11 protein-coding genes and 1 pseudogene are annotated in these 16,684 nt (G+C 69.4%); 4 read left to right on the forward strand and 8 right to left on the reverse strand.

Going from position 1 to position 16,684, the window contains the following annotated elements; all coding sequences use genetic code 11:
* The first annotated feature begins 496 nt into the window (after nucleotides 1–496).
* A complete protein-coding gene (locus IG62_RS0104065; RefSeq protein ID WP_030797638.1) occupies nucleotides 497–931 on the forward strand; it encodes a hypothetical protein in 435 nt (144 codons plus the stop codon).
* A 307-nt stretch (nucleotides 932–1,238) separates the two neighbouring features.
* Here the strand turns inward: IG62_RS0104065 and IG62_RS0104070 are convergent, their stop codons facing one another.
* The 3 genes from IG62_RS0104070 to IG62_RS0104080 form a co-directional block, all read right to left on the reverse strand.
* Entirely contained in the window at nucleotides 1,239–1,595 is a 357-nt protein-coding gene (locus IG62_RS0104070) for a hypothetical protein (protein WP_030797641.1), read from the reverse strand.
* 180 nt (nucleotides 1,596–1,775) lie between these two features.
* Entirely contained in the window at nucleotides 1,776–2,582 is an 807-nt protein-coding gene (locus tag IG62_RS0104075; protein ID WP_051797558.1) for a PIG-L deacetylase family protein, read from the reverse strand.
* A 136-nt stretch (nucleotides 2,583–2,718) separates the two neighbouring features.
* A complete protein-coding gene (locus tag IG62_RS0104080) occupies nucleotides 2,719–3,606 on the reverse strand; it encodes an SDR family NAD(P)-dependent oxidoreductase (RefSeq protein WP_030797645.1) in 888 nt (295 codons plus the stop codon).
* Nucleotides 3,607–3,677: 71 nt separating this feature from the next.
* On the opposite strand from IG62_RS0104080, the gene IG62_RS0104085 reads away from it, so the two are divergent.
* Complete coding sequence (locus tag IG62_RS0104085) at nucleotides 3,678–4,625, forward strand: LysR family transcriptional regulator (RefSeq protein ID WP_037837711.1); 948 nt, start codon at nucleotides 3,678–3,680, stop codon at nucleotides 4,623–4,625.
* A 68-nt stretch (nucleotides 4,626–4,693) separates the two neighbouring features.
* A complete protein-coding gene (locus tag IG62_RS0104090) occupies nucleotides 4,694–5,896 on the forward strand; it encodes a carboxylate-amine ligase (RefSeq protein ID WP_234326249.1) in 1,203 nt (400 codons plus the stop codon).
* Between the two features lie 34 nt (nucleotides 5,897–5,930).
* Here IG62_RS0104090 and fabV read toward each other — a convergent pair whose 3' ends face one another.
* The 5 genes from fabV to IG62_RS0104115 form a co-directional block, all read right to left on the reverse strand.
* A complete protein-coding gene (gene fabV / locus IG62_RS0104095) occupies nucleotides 5,931–7,148 on the reverse strand; it encodes an enoyl-[acyl-carrier-protein] reductase FabV (protein WP_030797650.1) in 1,218 nt (405 codons plus the stop codon).
* A 259-nt stretch (nucleotides 7,149–7,407) separates the two neighbouring features.
* Nucleotides 7,408–7,860, reverse strand: a complete 453-nt coding sequence (locus IG62_RS0104100; RefSeq protein WP_051797531.1) for a hypothetical protein — start codon at nucleotides 7,858–7,860, stop codon at nucleotides 7,408–7,410.
* A 76-nt stretch (nucleotides 7,861–7,936) separates the two neighbouring features.
* Nucleotides 7,937–8,356, reverse strand: a complete 420-nt coding sequence (locus tag IG62_RS0104105) for a nuclear transport factor 2 family protein (RefSeq protein WP_030797655.1) — start codon at nucleotides 8,354–8,356, stop codon at nucleotides 7,937–7,939.
* A 273-nt stretch (nucleotides 8,357–8,629) separates the two neighbouring features.
* A complete protein-coding gene (locus IG62_RS47675; protein WP_030797658.1) occupies nucleotides 8,630–13,483 on the reverse strand; it encodes a peptidoglycan-binding domain-containing protein in 4,854 nt (1,617 codons plus the stop codon).
* A gap of 21 nt (nucleotides 13,484–13,504) precedes the next feature.
* Complete coding sequence (locus IG62_RS0104115; protein ID WP_030797660.1) at nucleotides 13,505–16,441, reverse strand: hypothetical protein; 2,937 nt, start codon at nucleotides 16,439–16,441, stop codon at nucleotides 13,505–13,507.
* 60 nt (nucleotides 16,442–16,501) lie between these two features.
* Here IG62_RS0104115 and IG62_RS48300 point away from each other — a divergent pair.
* Nucleotides 16,502–16,684, forward strand: a pseudogene (locus tag IG62_RS48300) (hypothetical protein); the annotation flags it as partial.

Raw genomic sequence — 16,684 nt, forward strand, 5'->3', positions numbered from 1 at the left:
AGCCGCGAAGCGCGGCGCTGGTGACCCGTGGAGGCACGTCTTGAGGGAGAGCGGCGCGGGCATCGTTGAGGAGGCCGAATCGCCGAGGAGTGTGTGTGGCCCGTCGCACGGGTGAGGAGCGGCGCCCGGCCCAGGCCTGCCGTGCCGCTTGGTCGCGCGTGCCGGAACCGTTCTGGGCGGGAGCACGGGCCCCACCCAGAACGGCCTTAGGGACCCACCAGTCCCTTGCGCGCCCTACGCACGCAAGGCGACTCTATGCCGGAAAATTTAACGGGACATCAACGGCTCGGCAGGATCGGGATAACACGTCGGCCATTCTCGCTCCGGCACACGAGGGAACGCTGGCCCGAATTGGCCGACGCCCAAAAGAGCGCGCCTAGGCTGAGGCCCGCATGCTTACGTCTGCAGGCCTATGTCTGCATGCTTATGGCCGCAGGCCTATGTTTACAGGCCTATGGCCGCATGCTTATGTCCGCATCCCGAGGAGGAGACGTCCATGAGTGCATTTCGCCGCAGCGCGTCCCTGTTGGTGGCTGGGCTTACCGCCCTGCTGACCGTGTCAGCGGCTGTCGAACCCGCCGTGGCCGCCGACCCGGCTCGTCAGCCCCTCACCTGCTCACCATCGACGGCGGGCTCGTTCCTGCTGTGCAATGTCGAACGCAACTTCTCCGACACGTGGGACGGGCATGCGCTGTTCCGTCTGACCTCGGCCGCAGCACGTACCGGGGAAGGCAGTTACTTCTTGTACGTGCCGGCCACGGCAGCCGTCCAGAGCATTCCCCACAACGGCCCAGAGGTGCCGTCCGACTGGCGTGCTGTGCTGTTCACCATGCCGCGTTCGGAACACCGTGTGGAAGTCCGCTTCGGCGATATCGACCGTCCTGAGGCAGCCGAGCCGGTCGCCTGGGTGGAGGAAATCCCGGCAGGCTGACAGCACTCGGTAAACAGCGGATTGTCACGCCCGCGGATGCAGAGTGCTGAGTGCAGAGCCAGCCATCCAGCCATCCAGCCATCCAGCCCATGCGAGGGTGGGCCGACGGTTAGCGTTCCGCTTACTGCCACCATTCCGAGACGGTGCTTTTGGTCGCGCGTTGGTATTGGTCGGGCGCTGGTATTGGTCGGGCGGTGGTATTGGTCGGGCGGTCTTATTGGTTCGGCACCTCTCGGGCGGGGCATTAATGGCCGGCACCTCGCTGAGGCGCTGAGGCTGACCCACGCCTCGGACACCGTGGGATGGCTCAGGCGGCGAACCAGGGAACACGGCAGGCGTGCGGTGCCATGCCTTCCGGGCACATGGTCTTGAGTACCGTCTTGCGGATCGCGCGCCAGGTCCGCAGGGAGCACGCCAACTGGACGCGCAGCTCAACGAGTTCTCGCGTTCCGCTGTTCTGACCGGGGTGTTCCCAGGCCCACTGGTCTGCCAGCAGGTCGTACATGTCGGCGGTCGTGATATCGCTTCCGGGAAGGGTGTGGTGGACGGCCTCGCCGAGGATCCGGGCGCTCCGGGAACCGGCAGCTTCGCCGATGATTCCCCTGACCCAGGCCAGCCCCTGCTCATCCGCGTACAAGCCGAACCTCAGGGTGCGTGTCCTCATCGCCTCAAGCCTTCTCTACTGCCTTCTCCGGTGTCTTCTCCGGACCGGGAAATGCACGGTGGCCAAAGGTAACCAGTGACAGTTGGTTTCTTCACCTGCTTTTTCGCTACGAAAGGCGCAGCGCATGCTCGTGCGATGCGCTGGCCGGTTGGGACGCCTCTATCCCTTCGACACCAAGCCCTACCTCGTCGAGGGCTGCGCACCGGCCAAGAACGTCCACTGCGCCGGGCCCGGGCTGTCCACTCCCTGAGCAGCCACCACAGGCGCGGGGCTGTGGCGGATGTACCACTCGGTGGACAACAGCCGCTCCCTGCCCTCCGCCGGGAGCCCGGCGATCACACCCGGCATGGCTCCCCGCTCCACCTCGCTGCGATGGGCCAGGACGGCGGCGACCTTCTGTTCCAGCCAGGGGCCGACATCGACGGCCGCGGTGATCTGTTCGTCGGGAACGCTGTACACCGCCTTGCGCACCCCGATCACCTCCGTCAACGCCGGTACCACGGAACGCGGGTGGGTGGCCAGGTAGAGCGCGCTCGGCTGCCAGGGTTCGCCGGCGTCCGGGTAGAGCTGGTCGAGCCCGGCCGCCTGGACCGCGAGCACGGTCACCCGGTGGGTGTGCACATGGTCCGGGTGACCGGGCAGCCCACCGTAGGCGTCATGCGTGACCACCACCTCCGGGCGGAAGTCCCGGAGGTGCGCCACCAACCGCCGCACGGCTTCGTCGAGTGGCGCCTCGATGAAGGGCACGCTGTCCGGCGCCGACTGCGGTACGCGCGCATCGGCGAAGCCGAGCATCCGCGGCTCGCCGGCACCAAGTACGCGCAGCGCCTCGGCCAACTCCGCGGCACGCCGGGTGCCCGCCGCCCAGGTCGCCGTGACGACTCCGGTACGCGCTCCCGCCGCCGCATGCCGGGCGAGCACTCCGCCCGCCGACAACGATTCGTCGTCAGGATGGGCAAAGACCCCGAGCAGACTCGGTACGGACATCGACATCGACATCGATGGACCACCTTCCAGTGCGGGAGAGTCGGATCATGGGCCGCCGCCGAGCCCATCATCCCCCGCCTGGCCTCTCATCCCCCCGGGCCCATCATCCCCGCCTGGCGCGTACGACGCCCGGCGGTCAGGGCGTGAGGATCCGGTCCTGCTCCACCAGGGGTGTCCCGCCGTACCAGGGCAGCGCCTTGCCGAAGCGGATCAACTCGCCGTAGAGGGCCGGGTCGACGTGCTCGGCGAGGACCAGGTCCAGGACGGCCTGGGCGGCCTCGGAGGGTGACTGGGCCTGGCTGTAGTCGCTGAACCAGGGGCGGGAGGTCGCGGTGTCGACCATGCCGGGGCACACGGAGGCGATCAGGGTGCCGGTGGCGAGGTCGTGTGCGCGGCGTTCGGCGGCGACCGCGCGGACGGCGGCGACCTGGGCCACCTTGGACGGCACGTTCAGCCAGCGCGGCCAGCCCGACTCCTCCGCCGTCCGCTGGTGGATGGCGCTGCGCCAGGACTCAACGGCGTACTCGACCTGCTCCAGGCTCGCCCCGTCGAAGAGGTGGTGCAGTCGCGCATCGAGGTGGCCGAGGGTGCCGAGGCTGCTCGCCACGACCAGCAGCCGGCCTCCCGGGCGCAGAAGGGGCCCGAAGGAACGCAGGATCGCATGCGTGGCCGTGTTGGAGACGTCGATGAACTCGTCGGCGCGGGCTGCCTGGGATTCCTCGGGCAGCACCCGTGCCACCGCATTGGAGATGACGACGTCGACGCCGCCGTACTGGCTCTGGAGCTCGCCGGCCAGAGCCTCGATGGCCTCGGTTTCGGTGACGTCCAGGACCCGGCCCTGGACCCGGCCGCGGATGCCGGGGAGTTGGGCCACCTCGGCGGCGGCGTCGGCGACGCGCTGCCGGCTGCGGCCGGTGAGCAGCACCAGGTCGTCGGGGCTCATGCGGGCCGCCAGTCCTTCGACGAGGGCGCGGCCGAGTCCCTGGTTGGCGCCCGTGACGAGGGCGATTCGCGGAGCGTTCATGCAGGCAACGGTAGAAACCGCCGCTCCATGAGTCCAACGAAAGTTGGGCATGGCTAGTATGCGTAATCATCATGGACTTCACCGATGTGTCACTGACGGCGCTGCGCGTCTTCCGCGCGGTGGCGGAGCAGGGGACGTTCACCGCGGCCGCGGCGTCGCTGGGCTACACCCAGTCGGCGGTGTCCCGGCAGATCGCGGCGATCGAGCGGGTGGCGGGCGCGGAGCTGCTGGAGCGAAGGCGGGACGGCGTACGGCTGACCGCGGCCGGTCGCGTCGTCATGCGTCGGGCGACGGTCGTGCTCGACGAGATCGACGCGACCGCGCGCGAGCTGTCGGGCCTGCCCGGGCAGGCGGGCACGGTCCGGCTCGGCTGGTACCCCAGCGCCGGAGCCGTTCTCCTGCCCCGAGCCCTCACCGCACTGCGGCGCACCGCCCCCGGCATTCACCTCGTCAGCCGGGAGGGCACCACCCCGTCCCTGGTACGCGCCCTGCGCGCCGGCAGCCTGGACCTGGCCCTGCTGGCGGCGGCGCCGCCGTTTCGCCCGCCGGACGCCGAGTCTCCCCCGCTGGAACTGCAGACGCTCGCCGAACGACCGTTGTGCCTGGCCGTGCCCGCCACCCATCCACTCGCCCGCGGCGACTTCGTCGATGTCGCCGACCTGCGCGGGCAGCGCTGGATCGCCGGCCCCTCCTCCGGGGAGGACCGCCTGATGGGAGTCTGGCCGGGCCTGGACGAGCGTCCCGAGATCGCGCACACCGCCCGTGACTGGCTGGCCAAGCTCGGCCTGGTGGCCGCCGGTTGCGGACTCACCACCGTGCCCGCCTCGCTCGGCCCCGCCGCACCGCCTGGTGTACGCGTCCTGCCGGTACGCGGCGGCCCCCAGGAACAACGTCGCCTGCTGCTGGCCCGCCTCCCGCAGCCACCCACCGAACAGATCACGCACGTCGCGAACGCTCTCCGCACGGCCGCACTTGACGTCGACGAGTCGGACGAGTCCCGGACACGACACGGTGCTTGATGTCGGCCGAGTGGCTAACTCACGTCCATCCAGGCGGGGTTGGCTCGCCTCTCGTGCACTATGGTCGCGTGGAGAGCGAAGCTGACCGCCCTGCGAACGCGAATCGCCACCTTCCCGTCCCCGTCGGCCGCGGCCGGCCCCCTGCCGCAGCGGCCACCGAAGCCCCGCTGACCCTGGGGGTGGAGGAGGAGTATCTGCTGGTCGATCCGGTGACCCGGGAAGTGAGTGCCCAGGGCCAGAAGGTGGTGGCGCAGGCGTCCTCTTCCGGACTCGGGAAGCGGGTCGGCACCGAATTGACGTGTTATCAGGTGGAGGCACGTACCGAACCGCACACCGTGGTGGGGGAGCTCGGGGACCAGATCCGGTCGATGCGGGCCGTTGTCGCCGATGCCGCCGGGCGTCAAGGGTTGCGCGTGGTCTCCAGCGGTTCGCCCGTTCTCGGGCAGTCGGTTCCGCCTCCCATCTCGGACGGGACCAGGTACGCGCGGAGCGTCGCGACCTTCCGTGCCCTGGACGACGAGCAGACCGCCTGCGCCTGCCACATTCATGTGGGAATCGCGGACCTGGGCCGGGCGCTCCAGGTCAGCAATCATCTGCGGCCCTGGATCCCGGCCCTCATCTCCCTGACGGCCAACTCGCCGTACTGGAACGGCAGGGACAGCGGCTATGCCAGTTGGCGCGTGATGACCTTGGCGCGCTGGCCGGTCTCCGGTCCGCCGCCGTACTTCGATTCTCCGGCCCATTTTCACGACCTCGTGGGGCGCGCCATCGAGGTGGGAGCGGTCATGGACCGTGGCGGCCTGTACTGGGACATCCGGCCCTCCAGTCATGTGCCGACCCTGGAGATCCGGGTGGCCGACGCGGTCGCCACCGCTGAAGAGACCGTATTGTTCTCGGCCATCGTCAGGGCCATGGTCGCGACCTCGCTGACGGCCATCGACGCAGCGGAACCGGCACCGCGTCCGCAGCCGGAGCTGCTGCGCGCGGCCTGCTGGCGTGCCGCCCGCGACGGCCTGGCCGGACAGGGCGTCGATCTGCCCACCAGCCGCCTGGTCCCGGCCGTGGCCCGGGTGGACCGGCTCCTGACGTGGATCCGGCCCGCGCTGCGTGCGTACGGCGACCTTGGGTTGGTGCGCTCCGGGTGGTCACGGCTGCGGGCCGTGGGCAATGGCGCCGACCGTCAACGCGTCGCATATCAGCGCCGCCACAGCCTGCCCGACGTCGTCGACCATCTGATCGCCGCCACGACACCGACACCGACCTATCGGTGAACGGGTGCACCGGCCCACCGGCCGCTGAGGGGGTTCAGGACGCGTGGCGGGGCCAGGGGACGTCGGTGGCGACGGGTGCGGTGTAGTCGACGCCGGGGACGGCGAAGCCGTAGAGGCGCTGGACCTCGCCGTGGAACCAGTCGAGGTCGGCGAGTTGGGCGATGTTGTCGGTGGTGGCGGCCTGCCAGCGTTCGGCGACGGCGGTCTGGACGTCGGGAGCCAGCTCCCAGGTGTCGAGGCGTACGCGGCCCTCCTCGTCCAGGTCGAGGGGGCGGGCTCCGGTGAGCCGGTCCCACAGGTCGGTCAGCTGGGCGAGCGGCGGGACCATCCCCTCGCCGAGGACGCCGCGGAGCAGTCCGACGTAGAGGGCGATGCCTGGGATGGCGGTGGAGGACTGGGTGACGGCGGCGCCGTTGACGGAGGTCACCGCACGACCGCCGACGAGCTTTTCCAGGCGCGCGGTCAGGGTGCGGGCGGTGGCCTCCAGGTGGGCCTTGGCGGAGCCGATGGTGCCGTGGCGGTAGATCGCGGCCGTCAGCGGCGACCCGATGTAGGACAGGGCCGCGGTGGTGAACCCGTTCGCGAGCAGGCCGCGGTCGGCGAGGTGGTCGATCCACCGCTCCCAGTCGGCGCCGCCCATCACCGCGACGGTCTGCTCGATGTCGTCACCCACGGCCGGGTGGGTCTCGACCTCCTTGATCTCGCCCGCGCCCTGGTCGTCGAAGACCAGCGTCTTGGTGCGGTGGGCCTGGCCGATCGGCTTGAGTACGGAGGCGTGGAGGGTTCCGGTGTCGGGGTCGGTGCGGCGGGGCGCGGCGACGGAGTAGATCAGGTGGTCCAGGCGGCCGCCGAACCGCTGCTTGAGGAGGTCCGCGACCTGGTCCTTCATCTCGTCGGCGAAGGCGTCGCCGTTCAGGAAGACCATGTCGCGCCCCGCCTGGGTGGCGAGTTCGGCGGTCGCGGCGGTGCGGTACCAGCCGGCCGTCGCGGTGCGCCGTTCGCTCGAGCCCTTCTCGAAGCAGACCCCCACGCCGCGGATCCCGACCCTCCGGAGGCCGGCGATGGTGGCGGCGAGCCCGTATCCGGCGGACGAACCGATGACCAGCGCCACCGGGCCGTCCCCCGTCGGCGTCGCGGCAGGGCCGGGCACGGCGGCCTGCCACATGTCCTCGACCAGCCGCCGGCAGCCTGCCGGGTGGGAGTCGAGGAAGAGGAAGCCACGATGACGTGGGGTGATGACGCGTTCGGTCACGATCAGTCAGTCCTTAGGTCATGCGGACGTGAAGCATTCGGACGTGAAGGTGGCGGCGGCGCCGAGCCCGGTCGGCGCACCTTCGGCAAGTCTTCCCCCGCACCGACACGGACCGTGACACCGACGGGCACAGGGTTCACGATCTTGGATTGGAGCCTTTCCACTACTCCGCGCGGGTCGCGTCGGGCAGCCCTTCGCACTTGCGCGGGAGAACAGATGTGGCGCGGGACCCCGGACCCGGGCCCCGCGCCTCGCTCCCTCACCAGGCCGACGGCCGGGACCGGTCGCCGCCCTCGCTCTCCTCCGGCCACTCGATGGGACGGCAGTCCGTGCGGTAGAGGACACCAGGATCCGGTGCGTACGCGTCGTCGTACGGCCCGCTCCAGAAGCCCCGCCGGGTCCTCGGAAGAGGGATCTCGACCAGCTTCCCGTCGTGGATCATCCACAACCCGAAGCAGTCGTCCTCCTCGTCGTGTATCAAGACCTGCACCGTCTCCGGCCGGGGCCACGGCAAGGACTCCAGATGTCTCAGCAACCCGGATCTGCTACGCAGCCGCACGAACTCCGCGCCCCAGCCGAACCCGTAGTTGCCGCCCGGGGACATCTCGTGGAAGACGCCCTTCCAGGTACGTGAGTCGTCGTACCGCGTCAACGGCTCCATGACCTCGTCCGCATCCTGCGCCAGCACGATCACTTCAGCGATTCTGCTCATGCGGGGAGTATCACCGTCGGCTTCGGTTCCACCAACCCGGTTTCGCCGCTGGTCAGGCACACCGTACGGGAGCCTCTCAGGGGGTGCAGGCCTCGGCGACCGAGAGGCTGTTCTCGTAGACGTGGTGCCGGGTGATCAGGCCGTCTTCCACGGACAGCCGCAGCGCGAAGGGTCCTTCGAAGGTCTTCCCGGTGGCTCGTACCGTCCCCGAGAGGTGGCCTGTCAGCACTGCGTCCGTGCCCTCCACCACGATCGCGTCGATGGAGAAGGCACCCTCGCCCGGGACCGTGTGCGCGGCCAGTTCGATCCAGTGGCCGGCGACGTCCGCACGGGTGGAACGGGGGCGGATCCAGGGCACCCGCGGGTTCTCGGCCACCATCCAGTCGACCTTCTCCGCGTAGACGGCGGCGATGTGCTCGGGGTCGCCGCCGGCGGCACGGCGAAGGTACTCCTCCACGACAGCCCGGGTGCGCTCGGTGGTGGCGGTGGTCGTCATGTTCGGTGGGGTCCTCTCTCCAATGATGCAGGGATCAGTGAGGTGGTGGTCTGTGAGGTGGTGGTCAGTGAGGTGGTGGTCTGTGAGGTGGTGGTCAGTGCATGGCCGTCAGTGAGTGGCGGTCAGTGAGTGGCGCTCGGTGATGTAGTGATCAGCCTGCGGGAATGCCGCGCGGGGAGTCGATTACCTCAGGCGTAATGAACCTCTGGGCCGTAAGCACGTCCGTGCCCGTGCAGGCGCGTCCGTGCCTGTCAACGGTGAGATCGCCGCAGGTCAGCCGTGGCGGAACCCGCCGAATCCGCCGCCGTGGTCACCCGGTCCACCATGGTCGTGGCCGTGGTCACCCGGCCCACCGTGGTCGTGACCATCGCCGTGGTCGTGACCATCGCCGTGGTCGTGACCGTCGCCGTGGTCGCCGCCCGGGCCGCCCGGCCTTGGCGGGAGTTCGACGGTGTCGCAGTAGATCACCGGGCCCGGCGTCGTGAGCGACGTGGGGACGTCGGCGCGGATGCCCTCGGTTTCGAGGACCAGCAGACGCAGCGGTCCGCGCCGTCCGGGCGGTAGCGGGATCCGGCCCGTGTAGAAGGGCGTGTGGGAGGACTCCGCGTCGACCGAGGTGAGTTGGGTGGTGGTGTCGTCGAGGTTCACCCAGCCCAGGTCGTCGTCATCGACCAGGCTGTTCCGGCGTTGCAGCGTGGCGGTGATCCGTGGCGGCCGGGGACCGGAGGGGTCCGTGGGATCCCAGGAAGGGCCGCTGACGCTGACCGACAGCGGGTCGCCGAGCGTGACCCGCAACTCACGGTCGGGCAGGGTGCGCACCAGGTCCGCGAGGACGACCTTGGAGATCTCGGCTCCGGAGACGGAATCCGGCTGATAGCGGACCAGGGCGAGCCGCACGAAGGGCAGACAGGTGTCCCCGGTGTCCAGGTCCAGGTCGCAGAACCACCGGCCGACCGTGTCGGGGTCATCGCCGGGCTTCGGAACGGCCTCTTCGAACTGCGGGGTGAAGCCGACCACCACTACAGGGAGATCGATCGGCGGGGGCTCCGAAGACGGGTCCTTCGGAGGGGGGTTGAGAGGGAGCTTCGGGGACCGCTGCACCGCATTGGTGAACATCTCCGGGGTCGGGGCCACGACCGGTGCGGAACGGTGAATGGGGTCGCGGCCCATCAGGGTGACCCAGGCGTCGCGTACGGACTTCGGGTCGCCTCCCGGCGGGTCGCCGAGAACCACGCCGAGCAGTTCGCCGTCTCCGGAGGAGTACCAGGGGCGGTCCAGGTAGACCCGGATCCCGCGACCGTGCCGGCGGTGGACGATGACGCCGGGCGGTCCCTTGATCTCCTCCATGGTGAGGGTGGGTACGCAGTACTGCAGTCGGGGCGCCGTGGGGCGTGCGCTGCTCGGTACGGAGTACTCCTGCGGCTGCCCCGCCACGGTCAGTACGTTCTTGCCCGGCGTGGCGAACTCCGCCGGGAAGTAGTCGGCGAACTTGCTGCTGGCCACCGGGTGGTAGCGCACCGTCCGGTGTTTGGTGTCGCCGAACTCGTGCTTGGCGGGGTTGGGCGGCCCGGGCGGGGTGGGGTGCTTGTCCGGGTGCGCCACCGCGTCCTCGGCGTCCGCCTTCGCCTTCTTCTCCGCCGCCTCGGTGTTGAAGGTCAGGACGCCGTCCTGGAGGAGGGCGGGTTCGGCGCCCGGGACGCCCTTCTGGCTCGCCGCCCACGCCGTCAGCAGGTCGAAGACCGGGGCGGTCATCTCGCGGGTGTCGCGGCCCTCGACGCCGGCATCCCGCACCTCGGTCCACTCGGCGATCAGGTCGACCCGGTCTGTACTGGCCTCGTCCAGTGTGATGGCCCCGGTCAGGTGCTCGGCGGTCGCTCCGAGCGGACGCCGCGACGGATCCGCCTGGACGAGTGTCAACACCGGTGATTCCAGCGGCTGTTGAACCGCGTGGACCAGTGTCAGTTCCTGCCAGGGGGTGAACATCCAGTGCCGGCTGGCGGCGGCCAGTGCCAGCACGTCGTCGGTGCGCCGCGCTGCCGCCGCCCTCCTCGCCGCCACTTCCCCCTCACCCTCCATCGCGAGCCTCGGTGCCGATTCCTGCTGATCCCGGCACCACCCGGCCAGGCCCATGATCTTCTCTTCGAAGTCGATCCTGGAGCACACCCGGACGGTCGCCACGGCGCCCTTCGGCAGGAAGACGGTCAGCACCCGGGACGCCTCGTCGAAGCGCGGCGGCGCGGTGCCCTCGGCCAGCCGCAGCCTGAGGGAGCGCGGGCGGTGCCAGACATCGCCGTCCCAGGCGACCGCGAAGGGCTGTCCGTCGGGCATGCCCGGCAGGTCCAGGAAGACGGCGCCCGTGGACAACGGATCCGGCAGGTAGGGCAGTTCGACCTGTTCGCCCGTGTGCAGAACGGTGTTCGCCGGGTTCTTGGGATCCGCCGCCGGCGACTTGATCGTCTCCACTTCGACGTCCGGCTGGGACGGGTCGCTCAGCGAGCCGCTCTCCCGTACGGCCAGGTCGTAGCCGGCGTTCTGTACGTTCGGGTCGGTGGATCCGATGGCCTTGTCCAGCAGCCCGTGCCACTCGACGCAGCGCAGCGACGCCTTCGGTGCCACCACATGGCGTTCGTCGGTTCCCCGGTACGGGTCGTGGCCTCCCGAGGTGACCAGCGCCGACCGGTTGAAGTCCGCGGCGTACTGCTCCGCCGTCATTCCGGCGCCGGTGCCGGCCGCGGTGCCGGTTCCCGTTCCGGGGCTGGTGCCGCCGTCGTCGCAGTCGACGGTGAAGCCGCGCTTGAGGCCGAGTTTGGTGAGCGTCTTGCAGCCGGGGCTGCCGTCGGCGGCGCCGCCCGTGAAGCCCTGGGCTTCCTGCTCCTGCGCATAGGCGGCCCTGGTCTGCTCGCCGAAGAATCCGGTCGGGCCGGCCGGGATGGGATGTCCCTGGGCGATGAGGGCCTGCTGGACGATGCGTACCTCGTCGTTGGTCATGCCGGGCTGGACATGGTGCAGGTGGACGATGATCTGTGGCGTCCCCGGAGTGGCCGGCGGCGGGTCGGACCCCGGGCTGCTCCGGATCACCATCCGGAACTCCGAAGCGCCTTCCCCGGACCGGAATCTGGCCACCACAGCGGGTGCCAGAACGGACTCGAACCTCTGGAAGGTCAGCAACCCCGCGTCCTTGGGGAGCAGCAGGGCCTGCCGGTCCTTCAGTCTCTTGGCGTCCGCCACGTCCGTTCCGTTGCCCGTCAGGTCGACCAGGGCGTCGGCCTCCGCCTTCTCCAGCCCGTTGCCCGCCAGGTCGACGGTGCGCATACGCACCCGGTACTCGTGGCCGAACCGCAGCCTGGGCAGCGTGCCGCGCCGCACTTTCGGCGTGATTTCCAACGGCAGTTTCGTCTGTGCCTCGTTGTTGAGCGGTACCGGCTGGTTGGGGTGCCGGTCCTCGTCGACCGAGCCCGTATCGGTGTCCAGCACCAGGCCGGGCCGGGGCGCGGACAGTGACCAGCCGTCCCAGGTGACCAGTTGCTCGGGCACGTAGAGGTGATCGGGGTGCATCGCCTCGGGGGGTGGTCTGAGCAGGTGGGCCTGGAAGAAGCCCTCGTCGGAGGCCCTGAGCAGGAGCGGTCCGCCGCGCGGCTTCCGGTATTCCACCTCGCGCTCATGCAGCGAGAACCACTGTCGTCGGGTCTCGTCCCAGATGTCCAGCCGGTGGCCGCGCACCAGGTTCTCGGCGAACAGTTCGGGGGCGGGCACTTCGTCGCCCGCGGCGTGGGGGGCGGCTCCCGGATTCTGCGGGTCGGGTGGCGCGCCGTGTGCCTTCTGTTGCGCGACCACTTGGGTGAACGCCTTGTCATGCTCGGCGGCCCGGGCGAACTCCTGCCGGAGGCTTTCCATACGCTGGTCCCTGACCAGCGCGATCCCATGGGTCCGCACCGTGGCGAGTCCGGTGGCGTCACTGGCCGGCCCGACCATCTTGCCTGCGGCGGCGTCGATGTCGGCCGGTTCGAGAGTGAAGTTGCCCTTGAGTTGCACCAGGCCGCCGGAGGGTGGCGTCAGCGGGCCGTCGGTGGGTGCTCCGGCCCGGGGGGCGAAGGCGCGGCGGTCCGGGAGGAAGACATAGCGCGTGCGAGGCGACACGTCGTGCGACGCTTCCTTGCCCAGTTCGGGCTCCCAATGGGGGATGACCTTCAGGAACAACTGGCCTGACGAGACGGGGAGCAGGTCGGCCGGCAGGTGGAAGTCCAGGACGAGTCCGAGATGCCGCAGCAGTGTGGGGTGGTCGCCGAGCCAGGTGAGCATCTGGTGGAAGTCGGGATCGTGCTTCTCGGGTCGCGGCGGTGGTGGCGGCGGTTCTTGGCCGACCACGGTGGGTGGCTGCGGCGGCATGGGGATCGAGTGGAAGCTGTGCAGGCTCTGGAGCTGCGGAGGCATCGGTGGTTGGTCGTCCGCGGTGGTGTCGCCGACCGCTGCGGGCTCGTCCCTGGGGCCCACGTCGCCGGTGCCCGCGGAGCTCCCTGAGCCGTCGCTCGGGGACCCGCCGTTCGCCGAACTACCGTCTGTGGAACCATCGTTGGTAGATCCGCCGTTCGTAGGGCCGTCGCTCGGCGGCATCACGAGGTCTGCGGTGGGGGGCGGCACCTCGGGTGATGTCATGGCCGCTTCGGCGTATTTGCCCTTGGTGAAGGTGCTGACCTCCTTGGTGGAGTAGGTCTCGCAGATCTTGTTCGTATGGCTTTCGAAGACGTAGGGGTCGAGCGGCGTGTCCGTATCGAAGAGGCTCGCCCACAACTGCGCATTGGGGGGCGGGCCTTGCGGTCTCAGCCCGGTGACGAAGGGCGTCGAGGGGGCGGGCGTCGTGTTGGGCTCCTGGTCCGCCTCGGTGGAGGTGGAGGGCTCGGTGGTGCCCGCGCCGGTGGCAAAGTCAAAAGTGGCGTTTTCGATCTTTTCCGGCCAGTGGAGGAAATCGCGGAAGGGGCCCAGCATGAGGCGTTTCGTCGGGTCGGGTGGGTTGGGCGGAGCGGGCCCCATCAGCCGCGGCGCGATGAACACCGACACCTTGACCTGCGTACCGTCCTCCGTCAGCCCGGCGGGGAGAACGGTCCAGTTGATCTGCTGTTCGAAGTCCATGGTGGTCTCCCCGCGGCTCGCTCACGCGGCGAACGCCGCGCAGTATTCCGGCCAGTCCTGCTCCTTCGAGAAGCATTGCGCGAAGGTCGGGTCGACCGGCGCGCCGGCGAAGGTCCGCTCCAGTTCGAGCGAGACGGACTTGCTGAAGAAGGCGATCCGTACGCTGACCGTGAGGGTGCCCCGGCCGCGGACGATCGACTGCTTGCCCTTCTTCTCGTACGTGAGCTCCAGATAGAACTCGACGGTCACCGTGACGATGCCCAGCACCGTCAGGAAGCCGTTACACCGCAGGTAGCCGCTCAACTTGATGTCACCCTTGGCGAGCATGAAGCGGATACCCGCCATGACGGATACCCCGCCGCTTGCGACCCCGAGGTCCAGCGCCGCGGCGCCGCCGAACTCGATGGCGCCCTCGGCCTCCTTCACGCCGCTGGCGTCGAGCAGCAGGGAGAAGTAGCCGCCGCCACCGAACAGGGAGACCGTGAGGGTGAAGGGGTGCTTCTGCTCGGAGACCGAGAAACGGAACGAGACCGGCTGGCCGTCGAAGGGGATCGCCAGCTCGGCCGACAGGGCGAGGTTGGCCAGGTTGAAGACGCCGAGGGGCATGGCTGGGACGGCGAGCTTGTAGCCGGCCCGGATGCCGGTGGGCTGGACGTCGATGTACGCGCCAGGGCCGAATGCCTCAGCGGGCAGGGCGCTGCGGAGGGTGTTGATGAACTCCAGGGGACCGCGGAACTTCAGCTCCACACCGGAGGCCGCCACGTCGGGCTTCTGCCCCGGGCCGGTCTTGAACCTCAGCTCCTTGAATTCCACTCGGGCCATGCCCAGGAAATCCAGCGCGAAGTGCGTCAGACTGCCCTGCACCGTGGATTTGTCGATGGCGTCCCTCGACCGGACGGTCCGGGCGTCCAGGACCAGCGAAGCCCCGGACACGTCGATCAGGCCGCCCGGGGGTCGCTCCAGCGGCGGCTTCCACACGTACCGCAGTTCCTTGCCCTGTCCGTCCGCCAGGTCGCGCATGCGCAGCACGGGCGCGGGCAGCAGCCGGTTCGCGTCTCCGAGTATCTTCGCGATCTCGTCGTCGCCCAGCTGCTGCAACGCGCCGAGTTGGTCCTTGACGAGCTTCTTCAGGTACTGGCCGAGGTCGATGCCGAGCAGCTGCGCCCCGCCGAAGGCCTTCCTGATGGTCTCGATGTCCTTCGCATCAGTGATCGCACCGGTGGCGGGGTCCGGCTGGAAGACGTCGGGGATGACGCCTGCGTGGCTGGTGATCGTCTTCACAGCGGCGTTGGGGCTGGAGAGCCCGCCCGCCTGCGCCGCCCCGAATGTGAGCTTGAGCGGGTCCGTCAGATCCAGGTACCCCCCTGCCGGATGCCCCTCCATCTTCTGCCGCAGATACGTGTCGTTGAATACGACCTTGAGGTCGCCGGCGTTCGGGGTGAACTGCTCCACGGCGGGGACCCGGACCTCCGCGGCCGACACATAGGGTCGGCCCGCTACGGGCGCACCTTCCGGGCTGAGCTTGAAGGTCAGGAAGCCGACCGCGTGACTGGTGCTGCCGGCAGCGCCGGTCGGGGGCTCAGCCATGGCCATTACCTGACCGTGTAGCTCCCGTCTCTGGCGCTGGTCCAGCTTTTCTTTGGTTTCCTTCGCCGGGTCGTACCGGTCCTTCAACTGCTGGTCCTCATCCGGCAGTCCGTCGGGTACGAATATCAGCGGCATGGTGAAGCTCACCTTGCGGCCTTCGGAATCCGTGCCGATCAGGGTGAATTCGTGGTCCTTGCCGGTGTCTTTGAGAATCACCCAGAACGCCTTGAGCTCCGGCTTGTCCTCTTTGAGGGGCGGTGGGGGAACCGGAGGAAGGTCGGGCGGGATGATCACCGGAGTGACGCGGTCGGTGATGCGCAGCACCTGGAACGGCATCTCGCGTCCCTGATGCTGAAAGCCGGTGGCTGCTCCGTACGTCATCTCCGGCTGCTTGATGATGATGCGGTCCTCCCGCTGGAGGTAGGCGACGATTCCGTCGTCCGGACGCGCGATGAAGAGCCGCCTGTACTCCTGAACGTGCAGAGCCTCATGGCCCGTGGACATGCGGCCGTGGCGGACGATGCGGACGTACTGGTCACGTCCCAGGCCGGTGATGTGGTCGTACACCACCAGATTCGGAGCCCGCCGACCTGCCTCCTTGTAGCGGTCGAGGGCGGGCTTCAACAGCGGCTCCCAGGCACCGTGCAGATGGGCCGAAGTACCCATGGCGGTGAGGAGGAACTGCTCCGCGTGCAAGGGAGCACTGTGGACTTCCAGCGGCCCACCTACCCCGGCCAACGGGATGCGGCTGGTGAGGGTGACGAGGTCCTCCAGGACTGGGGCGACGTACGGCGCACCCGGGGGCAGCGTTCCTCCATTCGTGACCATCGCGAAGGCCCGCAACTTCACGCCGCCGTCCGGTGCACCGGGCCCGGCGCCGTCCAGTGCAGGATGCAACCGGGCGTGCCACAACGCGGTGCGGCCGTCGGCTTGTTGGGGTCGGGCCCCTCCCAACCAGTCCACGGGCTCGTCGTAGCTGATCAACAGTCGGGTGGGGAACTCGATGATGCTTCTGGGGACGCCCTGGAAGACCGTCGTTCCCGGCGTATCCGGGCTTTGCAGGCCGTCCGGTACCCTGAGCGGTACCAGGCGCTCCCAGTCGAGCAACCCGTCCAGCGACAGTTCCAGCTCTTTGATGTCCGCCGGCACCGAGAAGGCCAGCCGGCTGGAGCCGGCGGTGACTGCTTGCATGGGAGCAGTGACGTTGTTGAGGTTATCGGGCACCTCTTCCGCCACGTGCTGCGGAGGCAGCCCGACGAGGATGAACGCGTTCGGCGTGTCGGGGGCCCGCACGAGGCGGTGGCGAGCGCCGTCGAAGTGCAGGCCCACGAGTGTGATGTCGACGACCAGCATGTCCGCGGGCCGCACCACCCGGAACGGTCCCTCCGCGACGTCCTCCTCATGGGGTGGAGGCTCGTGTGGTGGAGGCTCATGTGTGGGAGGCCGCCCGGTACCGGAGCCCGTGCCTCCACCGAAGCCGCCACCACCGGGTCCCCCACCGAAGCCGCCACCACCGGGTCCCCCACCGAAGCCGCCGCCAGGGCCTCCACCACCCCCGCCGAAGCCACCACCGGGACCCCCGCCAAAACCGCCGCCCCCACCAGGGCCCCCACC

The sequence above is a fragment of the Streptomyces sp. NRRL S-337 genome (assembly GCF_000720175.1).
GTDB lineage: Bacteria > Actinomycetota > Actinomycetes > Streptomycetales > Streptomycetaceae > Streptomyces > Streptomyces siderophoricus.